Source organism: Vitiosangium sp. GDMCC 1.1324, assembly GCF_003044305.1.
GTDB lineage: Bacteria > Myxococcota > Myxococcia > Myxococcales > Myxococcaceae > Archangium.
In genome coordinates, this window is record NZ_PZOX01000005.1 from 467,765 (window position 1) to 481,773 (window position 14,009).

Annotated in this window: 13 protein-coding genes; 7 read left to right on the forward strand and 6 right to left on the reverse strand. The window is 69.4% G+C overall.

Features of this window, described 5'->3' with window-relative positions; all coding sequences use genetic code 11:
* Positions 1-47 precede the first annotated feature (47 nt).
* Genes DAT35_RS17825 through DAT35_RS17845 form a run of 5 tightly spaced genes read left to right on the forward strand, consistent with a single transcriptional unit; the run spans position 48 to position 5,847 of the window.
* A complete protein-coding gene (locus DAT35_RS17825; protein ID WP_108068228.1) occupies positions 48-509 on the forward strand; it encodes a type VI secretion system tube protein Hcp in 462 nt (153 codons plus the stop codon).
* 50 nt (positions 510-559) lie between these two features.
* Positions 560-2,377, forward strand: coding sequence for a type VI secretion system baseplate subunit TssF (gene tssF, locus DAT35_RS17830; protein WP_158501758.1), 1,818 nt, complete (start codon positions 560-562; stop codon positions 2,375-2,377).
* Positions 2,332-3,360 (forward strand): type VI secretion system baseplate subunit TssG, encoded by a 1,029-nt coding sequence (gene tssG, locus DAT35_RS17835; RefSeq protein ID WP_108068230.1) that lies wholly within the window; start codon positions 2,332-2,334, stop codon positions 3,358-3,360. Before tssF ends, tssG begins: the two co-directional genes overlap by 46 nt.
* Positions 3,357-5,207, forward strand: a complete 1,851-nt coding sequence (locus DAT35_RS17840; RefSeq protein WP_108068231.1) for a type VI secretion system Vgr family protein — start codon at positions 3,357-3,359, stop codon at positions 5,205-5,207. Before tssG ends, DAT35_RS17840 begins: the two co-directional genes overlap by 4 nt.
* A 16-nt stretch (positions 5,208-5,223) precedes the next feature.
* Positions 5,224-5,847 (forward strand): toxin-antitoxin system YwqK family antitoxin, encoded by a 624-nt coding sequence (locus tag DAT35_RS17845; RefSeq protein ID WP_108068232.1) that lies wholly within the window; start codon positions 5,224-5,226, stop codon positions 5,845-5,847.
* A 141-nt stretch (positions 5,848-5,988) separates the two neighbouring features.
* Here the strand turns inward: DAT35_RS17845 and DAT35_RS58995 are convergent, their stop codons facing one another.
* The 5 genes from DAT35_RS58995 to tssK all read right to left on the reverse strand — a co-directional run bounded on the left by DAT35_RS58995 (position 5,989) and on the right by tssK (position 10,756).
* Positions 5,989-6,306 (reverse strand): BBE domain-containing protein, encoded by a 318-nt coding sequence (locus DAT35_RS58995; protein ID WP_108068233.1) that lies wholly within the window; start codon positions 6,304-6,306, stop codon positions 5,989-5,991.
* The gene (locus DAT35_RS62385; RefSeq protein ID WP_199242926.1) at positions 6,303-6,644 is read right to left on the reverse strand and encodes an FAD-dependent oxidoreductase; all 342 of its coding nucleotides are present in this window, start codon (positions 6,642-6,644) and stop codon (positions 6,303-6,305) included. The genes DAT35_RS58995 and DAT35_RS62385 overlap by 4 nt, the downstream gene beginning before the upstream one ends.
* A 294-nt stretch (positions 6,645-6,938) precedes the next feature.
* Positions 6,939-8,555 (reverse strand): type VI secretion protein IcmF/TssM N-terminal domain-containing protein, encoded by a 1,617-nt coding sequence (locus tag DAT35_RS17860; RefSeq protein WP_108068234.1) that lies wholly within the window; start codon positions 8,553-8,555, stop codon positions 6,939-6,941.
* Positions 8,552-9,385 (reverse strand): DotU family type IV/VI secretion system protein, encoded by an 834-nt coding sequence (locus DAT35_RS17865; RefSeq protein WP_108068235.1) that lies wholly within the window; start codon positions 9,383-9,385, stop codon positions 8,552-8,554. The genes DAT35_RS17860 and DAT35_RS17865 overlap by 4 nt, the downstream gene beginning before the upstream one ends.
* Before the next feature lie 57 nt (positions 9,386-9,442).
* Positions 9,443-10,756, reverse strand: a complete 1,314-nt coding sequence (gene tssK, locus DAT35_RS17870) for a type VI secretion system baseplate subunit TssK (RefSeq protein WP_108068236.1) — start codon at positions 10,754-10,756, stop codon at positions 9,443-9,445.
* Positions 10,757-11,375: 619 nt separating this feature from the next.
* Here tssK and DAT35_RS17880 point away from each other — a divergent pair.
* Both DAT35_RS17880 and DAT35_RS17885 read left to right on the forward strand, forming a co-directional pair.
* Entirely contained in the window at positions 11,376-12,755 is a 1,380-nt protein-coding gene (locus DAT35_RS17880) for an MATE family efflux transporter (RefSeq protein ID WP_108068441.1), read from the forward strand.
* An 11-nt stretch (positions 12,756-12,766) separates the two neighbouring features.
* On the forward strand, positions 12,767-13,621 hold the full coding sequence (locus DAT35_RS17885) for an EamA family transporter (protein ID WP_108068237.1): 855 nt from the start codon (positions 12,767-12,769) through the stop codon (positions 13,619-13,621).
* Positions 13,622-13,645: 24 nt separating this feature from the next.
* Here the strand turns inward: DAT35_RS17885 and DAT35_RS17890 are convergent, their stop codons facing one another.
* The gene (locus tag DAT35_RS17890) at positions 13,646-13,909 is read right to left on the reverse strand and encodes an ArsC/Spx/MgsR family protein (RefSeq protein WP_108068238.1); all 264 of its coding nucleotides are present in this window, start codon (positions 13,907-13,909) and stop codon (positions 13,646-13,648) included.
* Positions 13,910-14,009: the final 100 nt, after the last annotated feature.

Below are 14,009 nucleotides of genomic sequence, written 5' to 3' on the forward strand. Positions count from 1 at the left end.
CACCGTCGTCATCTCCCAGACTCATTTCCATGAGGCGTTAGAAAGACATGGCTTCAAGCATTTATCTCAAGATCGCCAAGGCAGAGGGCAGCTCGCAGACCGATAAATTCAAGGACCAGATCGAGGTCCTCTCCTACCGTTATGAAATCGCCTTCCCCATGACGCTCAACGAGCGGTCCAACAAGGACGGGGGGATCGTCCGGCAGGGCCGCTCCGATCACGGACAGGTCGTCATCACCAAACACGTGGACAAGGCCTCGCCCAATCTCTTTCTGTCCTGTTGCGTAGGGGATAGCGTCGGCAACGCCACCCTCACCGTGAGTGGAAGCAAGGACAAAAAGATTTTCACCTACGAAATGACAGACGTCATCATCACCTCGGTCGCCGTCGGGGGCGGGGGCTCGGACGACCCGGTGGAGACGGTGAAGCTCGACTACGGCACCATCAAATGGGCGCAGGGCGAGAGCAACTCGACGAAGTGGGATCGCAAGAAGAACGAGTCGACCTGAGCCAGAAGACAGACACGCACACGACAGCGGCGGACGAGTGGAGGAGAGCAATGGGCAGCAGTCAAGAAGAGTTGCTCCAGGCCTACCAGCGGGAGCTGGCATGGCTGCGCGGGGCGGGAGCGGAGTTCGCGGCCAGCTACCCCAAGCTGGCAGCGAGGCTGCGGCTGGGGGCCAGCGAGGTGGGCGATCCCCACGTGGAGCGCCTCATCGAGTCGTTCGCCTTCCTCACCGCGCGCGTCCAGCACGCCTTCGACAGCGACCTGCCGGAGCTCTCCACCGCCCTGCTGGGCCTGCTGGCTCCCCACCTGGTGGAGCCACTGCCCTCGCTGTCCATCGCCTGCTTCGAGGTGGATACGGCTGCCGGCCTGCCCCTGGCCGGCAGCCGTATCGAGCGCGGCACGCTTCTGCTGGCCGAGCCGCGCCCGGGGCAGACGTGCCGCTTCCACACCTGCTCCCCGGTGACGCTCTGGCCGCTGCGGGTGGCGGAGGCGAGCCTGGAGTCCCCGCTCTCCTTCGGCTGGCTGCGCGGGCGGCGGGACGTGTCGGCGGTGCTCCGGCTGCGGTTGGAGGCCAGCGAGGCCCGGCTGGCGGACCTGCAGTTGGATCGGCTCCAGTTCTTCCTCGACGGGCCCCCCGAGGTGACCTTCCGCCTCTTCGAGCTGTTCACCTGCCATGCCCGGGACGTGGCGCTCGTGCCGGACGGCTCGCCCGGCGAGCCCCGCTTCCAGCCCGCGGACAGCCTGCGGCAGCTCGGCTTCGGCCCCGAGGAGGCGGTGCTGCCTTCCCCGCCCCACCTCCACCGCGGCTACCGCCTCCTACAGGAGTACTTCGCCTTCCCCGAGAAGTTCCTCTTCTTCGAGCTGGCGCTGGAGCGCGCGTGCGTCCAGGCCTCCCAGCAGGCGCTCGAGGTGCTCGTGCTGCTGGATGCCACGCCCGGCGAGGACCTCGCGCTCACGCCCGAGACGTTCCGGCTGGGCTGTACCCCCATCGTCAATCTCTTCCCCCAGCTGGCCGAGCCCATCCGGTTGGACCAGCGCCGCACCGAATACCCGCTGGTGCCCGACTACCGCCGCCAGCAGGAGCTGGAGCTGCACTCCGTGCTCTCCGTCACCGCCGCCACGGAAGGTGCCGGGCACCCGCAGGTGGTGGAGCCCTTCTTCTCCTGGCGCCACCGGGAGGACGAGCAGGAGCCGCGCGCCTTCTGGTACGCACGGCGCCGGCCCACGGGCCGCGCGCTGGGGCCCGGCTCCCAGGTGATGCTGTCCTTCGTGGACCTGGCGCTCGACCCCCACCTGCCGGCGGAGCAGACGCTGAACGTGCGCACGCTGTGCACCAACGGGGAGCTGCCCGTGCAGCTCGCGCCCGGCTCGGAGCTCCAGGTGGAGGAGCGCGTCCCCGTGGGCGCCATCCGCTGCCTGCGCCGTCCCACGCCGCCTCGCGCGCCCCCGGACCGGGGCCCCATGCTCTGGCAGCTCGTCTCGCTGCTGTCGCTCAACCACCTCTCGCTCGCCAACGGCCCCCAGGCGCTGGAGGCGCTCGAGGAGCTGCTGCGGCTGCATGACTTCTCCGGCGGCCAGGTGTGCGAGCACCAGCTCCAGGGCCTGACGGGAATGGAGAGCCGCCCGGTGGTGCGCCAGCGCGGCTGGGATGCCTGGCGGGGTTTCTGCCGGGGCCAGGAGATCACCCTCACCTTCGACGAGTCCCTCTACGTGGGCGGCAGTGCCCTGCTCCTCGCGGCGGTGCTCCATCACTTCTTCGGCCTGTACGCCCCGGTGGATTCCTTCACCCAGCTCGCCGCGAGGAGCGAGCAGCGAAAGGACACATGGAAACGATGGCCCCCCATGGCCGGCGACGCGCCCCTGGTGTAGCCCAGGAGCTCTTCGAGTCCGGCCACCGCTTCGACTTCTTCCAGGCCATGCGCCTGCTGCGCCTGCTCCGCCCGAAGGATCCGGTGCGGCTGCGCGCCTCGGTGGACCTGGCCTTCCCTCCCAGCGACATCGTCCAGGTGAAGCCGCCCGCGAAGCCGGGGGCCGCACCGGAGATGACGGTGGCCTTCCTCGGACTGGGCGGGGTGCAGGGGCCGCTGCCGAGGCCCTTCGCCCAGCAGCTCCGGGACCGCACGCGCGCGGGAGACACCGGGCTGCGCGACTTCCTGGACATCTTCCACCACCGGCTGCTGTCGCAGCTCTACCAGGGGCGGGTGCTGCGCCGGGTGTGGCTGGAGCCGGGCCCGCCCGAAGCACACGCCGTGGCGCGCTACCTGTATGCGGTGATGGGCCTGGGCACCCGGGGCATGCGCGAACGGCTGGAGGTGGAGGATCGGCTGCTGCTGCGCTACGCCGGGCTGCTGGCGCACCGGCCCGTGTCCCTGGAGGCGCTGCGGGCGATGCTCTCGGACGCGCTGGGGGTGGGGGTGAGGCCGCGGGCGCCCCGGGGCGCCTGGCTGGAGCTGGAAGAGGAGCAGCGCACGCGCCTGGGCCCCACCGGACGCAACCAGCGGCTCGGCCAGGGCGCGGTGCTCGGCGGGCGCGCCTGGCTGGAGCAGGCGGGCCTGGAGCTGGAGCTCGGGCCCCTCTCCTGGCGCCGCTACGTGGACCTGCTGCCCGGTAGCCGGGGACTGGGCGCCCTGCGCTCGCTCACCCGCTTCGCGCTGGGCCCCGGCCCCGAGGTGCGCCTGGTGCTAGCGGTGCGCACCGGGGAGATCCCCGAGCAACCCCTGAGCGCTCCGCACGGCCCGCGCCTGGGGTGGACGTCCTGGCTGAGAGCCAGACCGGGCCGGCAGGGAACGCAGGCGGTGGCGCTCTCGCCCCGTCACATGTCCGCGCCAGGCGCGCGGGAGGATGGAACATGAGGTCGGGATACACGCAGGACAACGTCTACCTCTCCGTCACCACGCCCCTGGGCAAGGACGTGCTGCTGCTGCACGGCATCCAGGGCGAGGAGGCCCTCTCCCAACCCTTCCACTTCACCCTGGAGCTGCACTCCGATCGGCTCGACGTGGACTTCTCGCGGGTGGTGGGCAAGAGCGCCACCATCTCCCTGGCCCAGCGGGACGGCAGTGAGCGCTTCTTCCACGGCATCATCACCCGCTTCGTCCAGGCCGGCACCTTCGCGGACTTCACCCGGTACATCGCCGAGCTGCGCCCCTGGTTCTGGCTGCTCACCCTCACCCGCGACAGCCGCATCTTCCAGAACCAGACGGTGCCGCAGATCCTCCAGCAGCTCTTCCAGGACCAGGGCTTCACCGACTTCCGGCTGGCGCTGCGGCGCACCTACACCCCTCGCGAGTATTGCGTGCAGCACCAGGAGTCCGCCTTCGACTTCGCCTCGCGGCTGATGGAGGACGAGGGCATCTTCTACTTCTTCGAGCACACGAAGGACCGGCACACGCTGGTGCTGGCAGACGACGCGGCGGCCCATGTGCCCTGCCCGGGGCCCGGGGTGGCGAAGGTCCAGGGGCACCTGAACGCGGCGCGGACGGAGGATGCCGTCACCGGGTGCGAGCTGGAGCAGCAGGTGGTGCCCGGGCGCTATGCCCTGGGGGACTACTTCTTCGAGACGCCGTCGACCCGGCTCCAGACCCAGGTGAAGGGCAAGGAGGGGAGCCAGGAGCAGTACGAGTACCCCGGGGACTTCACGCGCCGGGACGTGGGCGAGCGGCGCGGCCGGGTCCGGCTGGAGGCCCACGAGGCGCAGGCCCGGACCCTGCGAGGCCAGGGCCACGTGCGCTGGTTCATCCCCGGCTACCGCTTCACCCTCGCCGAGCACGAGCGCAAGGACCTCAATGGGGCGTACGTGCTGCGCTGGGTGTCGCACTCGGCCACGGTGGAGGCGTACTCCAACAGCTTCGAGGCCTTCCCCGCCGCCACGCCCTTCCGTCCGCCCCGGGTGACGCCCCGGCCGGTGGTCCACGGCGTCCAGAGCGCCCGGGTGGTGGGCAAGGCGGGCGAGGAGATATGGACGGACCGGTTCGGCCGGGTGAAGGTCCAGTTCCACTGGGACCGCGAGGGCAAGAAGGACGAGAGCAGCTCGTGCTGGATGAGGGTGGCCCAGGGCCAGGCCGGCAAGGGCTGGGGCAACTTCTTCCTGCCCCACGTGGGCCAGGAGGTGCTCGTCACCTTCCTGGATGGGGATCCGGATCGGCCCATCGTCACCGGCTCCGTCTACAACGCCGAGCAGGTGGTGCCCTATCCGCTGCCCGCCGGACAGACCAAGAGCACGTTGCGCGGGGATTCCTCCGGCAAGGGGGAGCCCAATGAGCTGCGCTTCGAGGACAAGAAGGGCGCGGAAGAGCTCTACCTGCACGCCCGCCGGGACATGAAGACCACCGTGGCGCGCGACAGCGTGACGGAGATTCAAGGCAACTGCACCATCCGGGTGCGGGGCAACCTCACCCTGGACGTGGGGGGTTCCATCAAAATCAAGGCGGGGAGGAGCCTCACCCAGGAGGCGAAGATGTCGCTGACGAGCATCGCGGGGATGAACCTCACCCAGAAGGCGAAGCTCGCCCTGGAGAGCTCGGCGGGAACGATGCTGATGCACAAGTCCAAGCTCATGATGATGAACGACGCCCAGATGCTGCTCAGCAACGTCAAGACAATGCACGTGCTCAAGGGGATGCCCATGATGCTCCAGCTTCCGTTCCTCCCTGTCCCGGCGGGGGTGCCTCCACTCCCACCGATTCCGGACACCCCCTGAGCGGAGGGAAGAGCCCGTGCCAACGGAAATCATCGAGAAGGACGAGCGGGGGCAGGTGCGCGAGCGTTACTTCGAGGACGACGAGGGCCGTCTGGAGGGAGTGGCCAGCCACTATGACGAGGACGGCCGGCTCGTCCAGGAGTCGCACTGGCGCGCGGGGACACTACACGGCCCCACGAGCTCCTACGGCCCCGACGGCCAGCTGTTGCAGCGGGTCCTGTTCGCGGACGGCCAGTTGCATGGACCGGCGGAGCTCCAGGACGAGCAGGGACGCCTGCGCATGCAGCTCGGATTCCACGAGGACAGGCCGCATGGCGAATTGCTCGCCTGGCAGGACGGCCAGCCCCTGATGAAGCACACCCTGGCGGAGGGCAGGCCCGAGGGTCCGCTCGAGCTCTATGAGGACGGCAAGCTCACCCGCCGGGTGCTCTTCGAGCGGGGATGGCCCCTGGACCAGGGACAGCCCCCGGAGCAGGCCTCGAAGGCTCAAGACGCGAAGGCTCAAGACGCGAAGGCTCAAGACTCGATGGCTCCTGGACCGGAGGCCTCCGGGGACATTCCCTTGGAGCAGGAAGAGCAGGCACGGGCGCCACTCGACACCTGGTTCCAAGGCTGGCTCCGGGGAAGCGGCGGCTCCTGAGGGAGCTGCTGCCGCCCCAGGATTCCTCGCCCAGCGCAACGCGAATGCACACGTCCGGGTCTACGACAGCTTCATTCCCCGGCCACTGTATGCCCTTCCGGTTCCCCACATGACTCCAACATGCGGCGAGATGAAACACGCCTACGGCTGGATGTTCTTGTTCAACCGGAAGAAGTTGGTCGGGTCGTAGGTGCGCTTCAGGGCGGTGAGGCGCTTCCATTTGGCCTCGCCGTACGTCTCCCGCACACGCCCGGCGGGCTCGTCGGCGTCGATGAAATTGAGCGGGGTCCCCCCGCTCGAGAAGGAGTGGGCGGCTTGCCAGGCGTCCTGCACCCAGCGAGTGTGGCGCTCGGCGTCGGCCGGGTCTCTCCAGCTCGACTGGAACATCGAAAAGAAAGGCGACGCGCGCCCCGAGAATGCGGTCTCGTCCTCGCCAACCCACGCGATCGCGCCCTTCATATGGGCGAGCTCCAGGAAGCAGAGGGACGACGGGGCCGCTCGAAGCTGCGCGGTGATGGCCTCGATGGCCTCCTCTCCCAGCTTGGAGAGATAATCCGAGCGGATGGCTTGACTGTAGCCATGGGCAGCCCCCGGTCCCGAATCGAGTACCTTCTGATGACCCCCGCCTGAATGCGCGCGGTGCGCCGCGCTGGATCGACGCGGATGCCCTTCATGAGGGAGAGATCGATCACCAGGCCGCCGTCGCACACGCCGTTGCCGGCGACATCGTGCCCGCCGCCCCGCACCGCGACCAGCGCGTCGTGCTCCCGCGCGAACCGCACGGCGGCGAGGGACATCGGCGGCCCCGGTGCATCGAGCGATCAACGCCGGCCGCTTGTCGATCCGAGCATTCCAGACGACGCGGGCCGCGTCGTAGCGCGGGCTGCCGGGGCAATGAGCTCGCCGCGAAAGTTGGACCGAAGCGAGTCGAGCGCGGATTGCTTGAAGCGAGCTCCCTGGGAATTCATGGTGGAAGGCCTCCTGGCGCCGAAGGGCGGGAAACCGCGGCGGCGGATGATGTGCGGCACGAGCAGGATGAGCACTTCCGTCCCCGGGCGGTGGAGATGCCGCCCAGGGAGGGGAGGGGCGCTTCATCCCTGGGGAATGACGATCTGCTGGCCCGGCATGAGGTTGTCTTTGTTGAGGCCGGGGTTGGCCTCCACGATGCGAGGCCATTGATTGCCGTCGTGCAGGTAGCGCTGGGCGATGTCGTAGATGATGTCGCCCGGCTTGACGGTGTAGAGCGTGCCCTTGGGTTTGTCCTTGGGCGCGTACTGGGACGCGTACTGGGACGCGGAGGCCACGGGGCCCGTCTGGTTGGTCCAGCGGGGGCGCCCATCCGGGCCGCGGATGAGCAGGATGCCGTCGTCCCGCATCACCAGCTCGCTCTTCTCCTGGCCCTGGGTCTTGCTGCTCCACACGGGCGCATTGGCGGCCTGGTACACGACGAGATTGCCGTCGCGCTGCATGGCCGTGCGCCAGGCCCGCTTGCCCTGGGTGTTGGTGGCCCAGCGGGCCTGCTGGGTGGTCAGGTCGTAGATGACGAGGTTGCCGTCGTCCTGGTACACGAGGGCGAAGCGGCCGTTGGCGGAGACGAGCCGCTCGCCGGGCGTGAGGAACGCGTTGTCCCCTCCGCGCAGCACGCTCTTGGAGCCTCCGAGGAACACGCCCAGGAGGATCAGGAGCACGCCCAGCAGCACGCTCGCCGCGAGCCCTGCCTTGAGCAGGGTCAACTGCCGCCGGTTCTTGCGCAGGGCCTCGGCCTCGGGACTCGCCAGGCCGCTCTCGGGAAAGGCCTTGCGCTCCAGCAGCTGGGTGATGAAGGCCGGAGAGCGGGGCTCGCGCAGCCCGTCCCGGCCCGGCCGGAGGACACCTTCCGCGTCCGGATCCCCGCAGAAGTAGATGCCTCGCAGCAGCGCGGGCTCCGTGTAGGGGCTGGACTCGAAGAGTCCATCGAGCAGCCGCCGCACCGGCTCGGCCATGTCGCGCAGCTGGGAGGGGAAGAGGAAGGCGGACTCGCGCTCGGCCGCGGTGCCGCGCCCATCGGCGAACAGCTCCAGCTGCATCGTGCACAGGCCCTGGTGGATGCTGGCGAAGGCCTCGTTCACCCACGCGGAGATGTACGGCTCCTGGGGCGGGTGGGGAGTGGACCAGCCGAGCATCTCCTCGCGCAGGCTCGGTGGCAGGGAGCGGCACCACGCCGTGAAGCCGGGGAGGACGTCACACTGGGTGATGACGACGTAGATGGGGAAGCGCACGCCCAGCTCGCCGCGCAGGGACTGCAAGCCCTGGAAGAGGGCACGCGCCTTGCGGTCGAGTCCGACGTCGTCGAGCGCCTGCGGGCCCATCAGCTCATGGGCCGGTATCGTGAGCAGCACGCCGTCGATGGGGCGCTGGCCCCGCACGCGGCGCAGATCTCTCAGCACGCCCTGGAACTCGGGCCCCGGCTCCTCCGTCAGGCCGGGCATGTCGATGACGGCGCCCTGGTCGTAGAGCCAGACGCCCCAGCCCTCGGCCTCCATCTCCTTGCGGCTGGGCGTACCGTAGGGACGGCGCAGGTGGGCGCCCGCGGCCAGCGAGGTGCGCCCCGAGCGCGGCTCTCCCACGAGCATGAGCCAGGGCAGTTGGTAGCGGCGATTGCGACGGGTGCCGGTGGCCCCGATGCGGTCGATCGCCGTGTCGATGGGAGATTTCTGGAGGGCGGTCATCGGCGGTTCTCCTGGGCGGTGCGGGCGGCCGCGGGAGTGTGGTCGTGAGAGGTGTTGAGGACGATGGCGGTGGGGACGAGGACGAGGATCGCGGCGGCGATACCGGCGGCCCAGGGCCAGCGCGGCGCGAGCCGCCGATCCGAGCGCTCGTCCAGGGTGTGCGCGTAGGTCTGGGGCAGCAGCCGGCGCGACGGCGCGTCGGGCTCGGGCGGGCGTTGGTGGATGAGCACGTAGAGCTGGCGCTGCAGATCCTGCAGGAGCGCCTCCTCGCCGTGCTCGCGGTAGCGGCCCTGGAAACCGAGCGCGAGCATCAGCAGGTACACTTCGGCCATCTCGGCCTGGGTCGGGTCGCGGTCCTGCAGCAGGCGCTTCACGTCTTCGAAGATGCGCTCGCCGGCGTGGTGGGTGCCAAAGAGCACGTCCTCCAGCAGGCCCTCGCGCCAAGCATCACGGCCGTACCACGGGGTGTTGACGAGCACCTCGTCGGCGAAGCTGGCCATCACGTAGCGGCACTGCTCGAGCTGGCGCTCCTGGAGCGAGCCGCGGGGGGCGCCCTCGAGCCGGCTCTGCTGCTCCACGCGCGCGAGCAGTCGCTGGCGGATCTCCTCGACACTGGGGCCCTGCCGCCCCTGTCCGGAGGGGCGGGAGATGGCCTGCAGGCGTTGGCGCAGCTCGAGCAGCTCCGTGAAGAGCGTGCGGGTGCGCTCGAGCAACAGGGAGGAGCCGGACGGCTCATCGAAGAAGGGAGGCGTGTTCATGGCGGAAGAGGGCTCGCGGCGCCTGCCCCGGTCGTTCCAGGACGAGGAGGCGGAATGGGATGACGGACTCATGTGTGGTGACTCCTTCGGTTCTCAGGGTGAGTGGTGACGGCTGGATGTGACGTGGACTCACGGCTCGTTGCGGATGAGCAGGGAGATATCGGCGGCGGCCTGCACCTCTCCGGGCTCCAGCGTGTTCTCGAGCAACAGCCGCTCATCGGGCCGGAGGTAGAAGGGACTGGCCTCCAGGGAGAAGAGGAGCGCACCAGGGCGGGGCACCAGGCCCGCGGGGGGCTCGATGAGCTCGCGCCGGGCCCCGAGCGTGCGCGTCTCGCGCATCTGCCGGTGGCGCGTGTCCGAGCCGATGCGGCACCCGGCCATCCATCCCAGCACCTGCTGCCGCGTGGTGCCCGGACGGCCGCGCACTTCGAGCACCATCTCGCGGCCCATCCACGCGGGGAGCAGGCGCGTGTGGAAGCCGCTGCCCTCGGGAGTGAGCTGCACCCGCGTGTACGCCTCGGAGAGGCCCCGCTCCAGCGCGCCCTCGACGAAGTCGAACACCTGTTGGAAGGAGCGCAGCGGATCCAGGTGCTCGTACGCGGGGAACGCGGGAGGGATGCGCACCTCCGCGACGTGGGCGACCTGGCCGGCCAGGGAGCACAACGCGAGGTAGAGGGTGAAGGGGTGCACCTCGCCGGAGCGCAGCAGGGCCTCGTAGGGCGGCAGCCCGGCCACGAGCCAGTGCAGCTGACGCTGGTGCTCGGCGAGCACGTGCGGCTCGTCGGCGGCGTCGCGCATGGCCTCCACCAGGTGGGCGGCTTTCTGCCGGACGCGCAGGGAGAGCCGGTCACAGCGCTCGCCGAGCGTCGAATCCAGGCCCACGGCGAGCAGCGGCGGCAGGTAGTCCTCCACGGCGAAGGACTCGCCCAGGCGGCGCACCTCCACGAGCGGCAGGGAGGCGTACCCGGCGGGAGGCAGGCCGGCGAACAGCTGCAGGCGCGGGGTGAGCTGGGGGATGCTCAGCGGCGTGTCCCCGGTGCTCTCGTCGACGAGCGGCTCGCTGGTGGTGGACACGAAGCGGCTGGGATTGCTCGTGCGCCCGGTGGGCACGCCCACGTGCAGACGCACCGGGTGCTGCCAGTTCACCTCGGTGAGGCCCGCGAAGGCGAGTTGGAGGGGCGGGGCTCCTTCTCCCGCCTGGTACGAGAGGAACAGCCCATCGGGCAGCAGGGCCTCCAATTCCCGGAGCTGGAGGGTGCCCGCCACCAGGCGCGTGCGGTCGTACTCCAGCCGGCTCACGCCCCAGTGGAAGGGCGCGGCCCGCTGGAGATGGAAGTGCAGCAGCGCCTCGTGGTGCTGGTCCTGCTGTTGGAAGTGTTGGGGGGCCAGCAGCATGCCCTCGTGCCATTGCACGGCGGAGGGAATCGGCGGGGTGGGAGGCATGAACTGTCTCTCGGAGGGAAGGGAGTCGGCTGGCAGGTCCCCCCAGGTCCGAGCCCGAGGAAATCCGCCTCAGGGGTGGAGCCACGGTGGGCGCGATGTGATGTGACTGCTTCCGGGACGTGCTTCCCCGCCCGCCGTCAGACCCGCTGGCTGTTGTGCTCGAAGGCTTGTCCCATGCGCGCCATCAGTTCCTCCGTGCCCAGCCGCCAAAGTCCGGCAGGTGCACCCCGGGTGGGAGGAACCACGTGCACGGGTGGCACTGTATGGGCGCTTCGTACGCCACCATGTGGTGGACGGAGTGGCGAAGCGATGGGCTGGTACTCGCCCCCTGAGCGGCCGAGCAACCCCGCGCAACCTCGGGCATCCATGCTCCCGTGCGGCCACCGGGGCCGTACATCGGCGCCCCGCACACGTCACCAAGAGATTCCCCCCGCGTGACCCGAACGATGCTATCGAACAGGCAGCAGACCGGCCCCTGCTCGGTTAGTTGCTCGACGCCGACCCATGGTCATGGGAGATGGCGGTGCCCGGTGAAGAGTGGGCCCAGGGACGTACGCAGTTCCCGGTTCGAGGCCGAGCTCGTCCCGGGGAGCAGGTGATCAACGTGGACACAGCAGTCATGCATGACGGTCAGTCGCGGGGACAGGCCCCCATGGGGCTCTTCCGGCTGACCTGGCCGATCTTCTTGGAGTTCCTCCTCTTCATGCTGATGGGCACGGCGGACACGCTGATGCTCAGTGGCGTCTCCGACGACGCGGTCTCCGCGGTAGGTGTCGTCAACCAGTACGTCTACATCTCCATCCTGATCATGGAGGTGATCAGCAACGGGGCCTCCGTCGTCGTGGCGCAGTACATCGGCGCCCAGAGAACACGGGAAGCCGCCCGGATCGCCGCGCTCTCCATCACGCTGAACCTGCTGCTCGGCCTCGCGGTCAGCGCGGGCCTGCTGCTGATTGGAAACACGCTCCTGGACGACATGAACCTGCACGGCCAGGTGTTGGCCCATGCGAAGACGTACATGGGCATCGCGGGCGGATTCCTCTTCCTGCAGGCGCTCATCAACGTCTTCTCCAGCATGATCCGCACGTACGGATTCACGAAGCAATCCATGTACGTCTCGCTGGGCATGAACGTGATCCACGTGTTCTGCAACTACCTGCTCATCTTCGGCCACTTCGGGCTGCCGAAGCTGGGGGTGGCCGGTGCGGCGGTCTCCACTGTAATAAGCCGGTCCCTCGCGCTCGTCGTCTTCGTCTGGATGCTGTACCGCGTGATGGACGTCCGGATGGTGACTCGGGACTACGTGACGTTCTCGAAGGAGTACATCCGGAAGATCCTCAAGGTGGGCATTCCTTCCGCCGTCGAGCAGGTCACCTATCACGTCTGCCAGACGGTGTTCGTTTACTACGTGACCTTCCTCGGCTCCGCGGCCCTGGCGTCCAGGCAGTATGCGATGGCCATCTCCCAGTATGTCTTCCTGTTCAGCCTCTCCCTGGGGATCGGGACCTCCATCATCGTCGGACGTCTGGTGGGGGCGAGCCGCACGGACGACGCGTTCCGCCAGACCCTCACCAGCTTGAAATGGGGCGTGGCGCTCACCGTCGCGGTGGACGTGATCGCCATCCTGTTGCGCAAGCCATTGATCGGACTGTTCACGGAGAATGCCGACATCATCCGGATCACCTCCCAGGTCATCGTCCTGAGTCTCGTCCTCGAGACCGGGCGGTCCTTCAACCTCGTGCTGGTGAACTCCCTGCGGGCCGCCGGAGATGCCACGTTCACCGTCTACATGGGATTCCTGTCCATGGCCTGTTTGAGCCTGTCCCTGGGCTACCTCTTCGTCTTCAAGCTGAACCTGGGATTGCCCGGCGTCTGGCTCGCCGTCGCGGCGGATGAGTGGACGCGAGGCATCGTCTTCTGGTTCCGCTGGCGCAGCAGGGCCTGGGAGAGAAAGTCGCTCGTCGCCCCCGCCGAGCCCGCGACGGTGGCGCTCACGTGAGGCACTTCGTCATGGTCGCCTTGGGGGCCACCCTCTGGGGGTGCTGGTCCCTCTTCCTGCGCCCCGCTGGGCTCTCCGGCATCCAGTGCGCCTTCCTCTCCATGGCCCTCATGGCGCTCCCGGCGCCCTTCGTCCTCCGGCCCCAGGCCTTCCGGGACCGGCGGGCCACGCTCGCGCTCGGCATCCTCGGGCTGTCCGACGCCGCCAACTGCGCCCTCTTCTTCGCCGCCGTCCAGCGCGGCCCCGTCGCCGTCGCCGTCCTCACCCACTACCTCGCCCCCCTCCTCATCGCCCTCGCCGCCCCCTGGGTCCTCCGCGAGCGCCGCTCCACCCGCGCCCTCCTCGCCGCCCCCCTCACCCTCGCCGGCCTGGCGCTCCTGCTGGGGACTCCGCGCGGCGGCTTCTCCGACCCCTGGACCGCCCTGCTCGGAGGAGGCAGTGCCCTCTTCTACATGGCCAACGTCCTCGCCTCGAAAGAGGCCTCCCGGGCGTACTCGCCCCTGGCCGTCTCCGCCCTCCACGCCCCCATCGCCGCCCTCGCGCTCCTGCTCGTCTTCGGACGCGGCGCCCTGCCGCCCACGCTCGACTCCCACGTCCTCCTGGCCGCCGCCGGCTGCGTCCTGTGCGGCCTCTTCGCCAACATGCTGTTCCTCGCCGGACTGCGCGGCATCCCCACCACCGCCGCGGGAGCCCTCACCTACCTGGAGCCCCTCACCGCCGCCCTCGTCGGGCAGCTCGTCTTTGGCGAGGCCCTCGGGCCCCTGGGGGTCCTCGGGGGCCTCGCCGTCCTCCTCACGGGGGTCTGGGTCGCCAGCGAGCCTCGGGCCGGCGCCCAGCCGGTTCCCGCCCCCACGAGTACGGGGTAACCCGTGGGGTCGGGGGGGTCGAGGCTACTTCAGTTCCTCCTCCAGAGCGGCCCGGACCTGGGCGGTGAAGCCCGCCAGGAGCTGGCCGCCCGTGTCGATGAGGGGTCTGCGCACGTGGTTCGGGTTCGCCGCCAGGTGCCGCACCAGCTCCTCCTCCCCGAGCGCCCCCAGCTCCGCCTTCCTCTTGGGGGCGATCAGCTCCCGGACTCCGCCCAACCTCGCCGCCAGGGCCCGGACCTCGGCCTCGCTCAGCGGCTTCTTCGCCAGCTCCCGCACTTCCGCCTGCACTGCCTTGTGCGCGAGAAACTCCCGCGCTGACTTACAACCCGTTCAACCGTTCTTGATATAGAGCGTGATGGACATGCCTCCCGTCTACCAGTCCACCCCC

Bases quoted from the DNA above. Each gene is read 5' to 3' on its own strand.
- DAT35_RS17825 (WP_108068228.1), top strand. From the start codon at position 48: ATGGCTTCAAGCATTTATCTCAAGATCGCCAAGGCAGAGGGCAGCTCG.
- tssF (WP_158501758.1), top strand. From the start codon at position 560: ATGGGCAGCAGTCAAGAAGAGTTGCTCCAGGCCTACCAGCGGGAGCTG.
- tssG (WP_108068230.1), top strand. From the start codon at position 2,332: ATGGAAACGATGGCCCCCCATGGCCGGCGACGCGCCCCTGGTGTAGCC.
- DAT35_RS17840 (WP_108068231.1), top strand. From the start codon at position 3,357: ATGAGGTCGGGATACACGCAGGACAACGTCTACCTCTCCGTCACCACG.
- DAT35_RS58995 (WP_108068233.1), bottom strand. From the start codon at position 6,306: ATGAAGGGCGCGATCGCGTGGGTTGGCGAGGACGAGACCGCATTCTCG.
- DAT35_RS62385 (WP_199242926.1), bottom strand. From the start codon at position 6,644: ATGTCCCTCGCCGCCGTGCGGTTCGCGCGGGAGCACGACGCGCTGGTC.
- DAT35_RS17860 (WP_108068234.1), bottom strand. From the start codon at position 8,555: ATGACCGCCCTCCAGAAATCTCCCATCGACACGGCGATCGACCGCATC.
- DAT35_RS17865 (WP_108068235.1), bottom strand. From the start codon at position 9,385: ATGAGTCCGTCATCCCATTCCGCCTCCTCGTCCTGGAACGACCGGGGC.
- tssK (WP_108068236.1), bottom strand. From the start codon at position 10,756: ATGCCTCCCACCCCGCCGATTCCCTCCGCCGTGCAATGGCACGAGGGC.
- DAT35_RS17880 (WP_108068441.1), top strand. From the start codon at position 11,376: ATGCATGACGGTCAGTCGCGGGGACAGGCCCCCATGGGGCTCTTCCGG.
- DAT35_RS17885 (WP_108068237.1), top strand. From the start codon at position 12,767: ATGGTCGCCTTGGGGGCCACCCTCTGGGGGTGCTGGTCCCTCTTCCTG.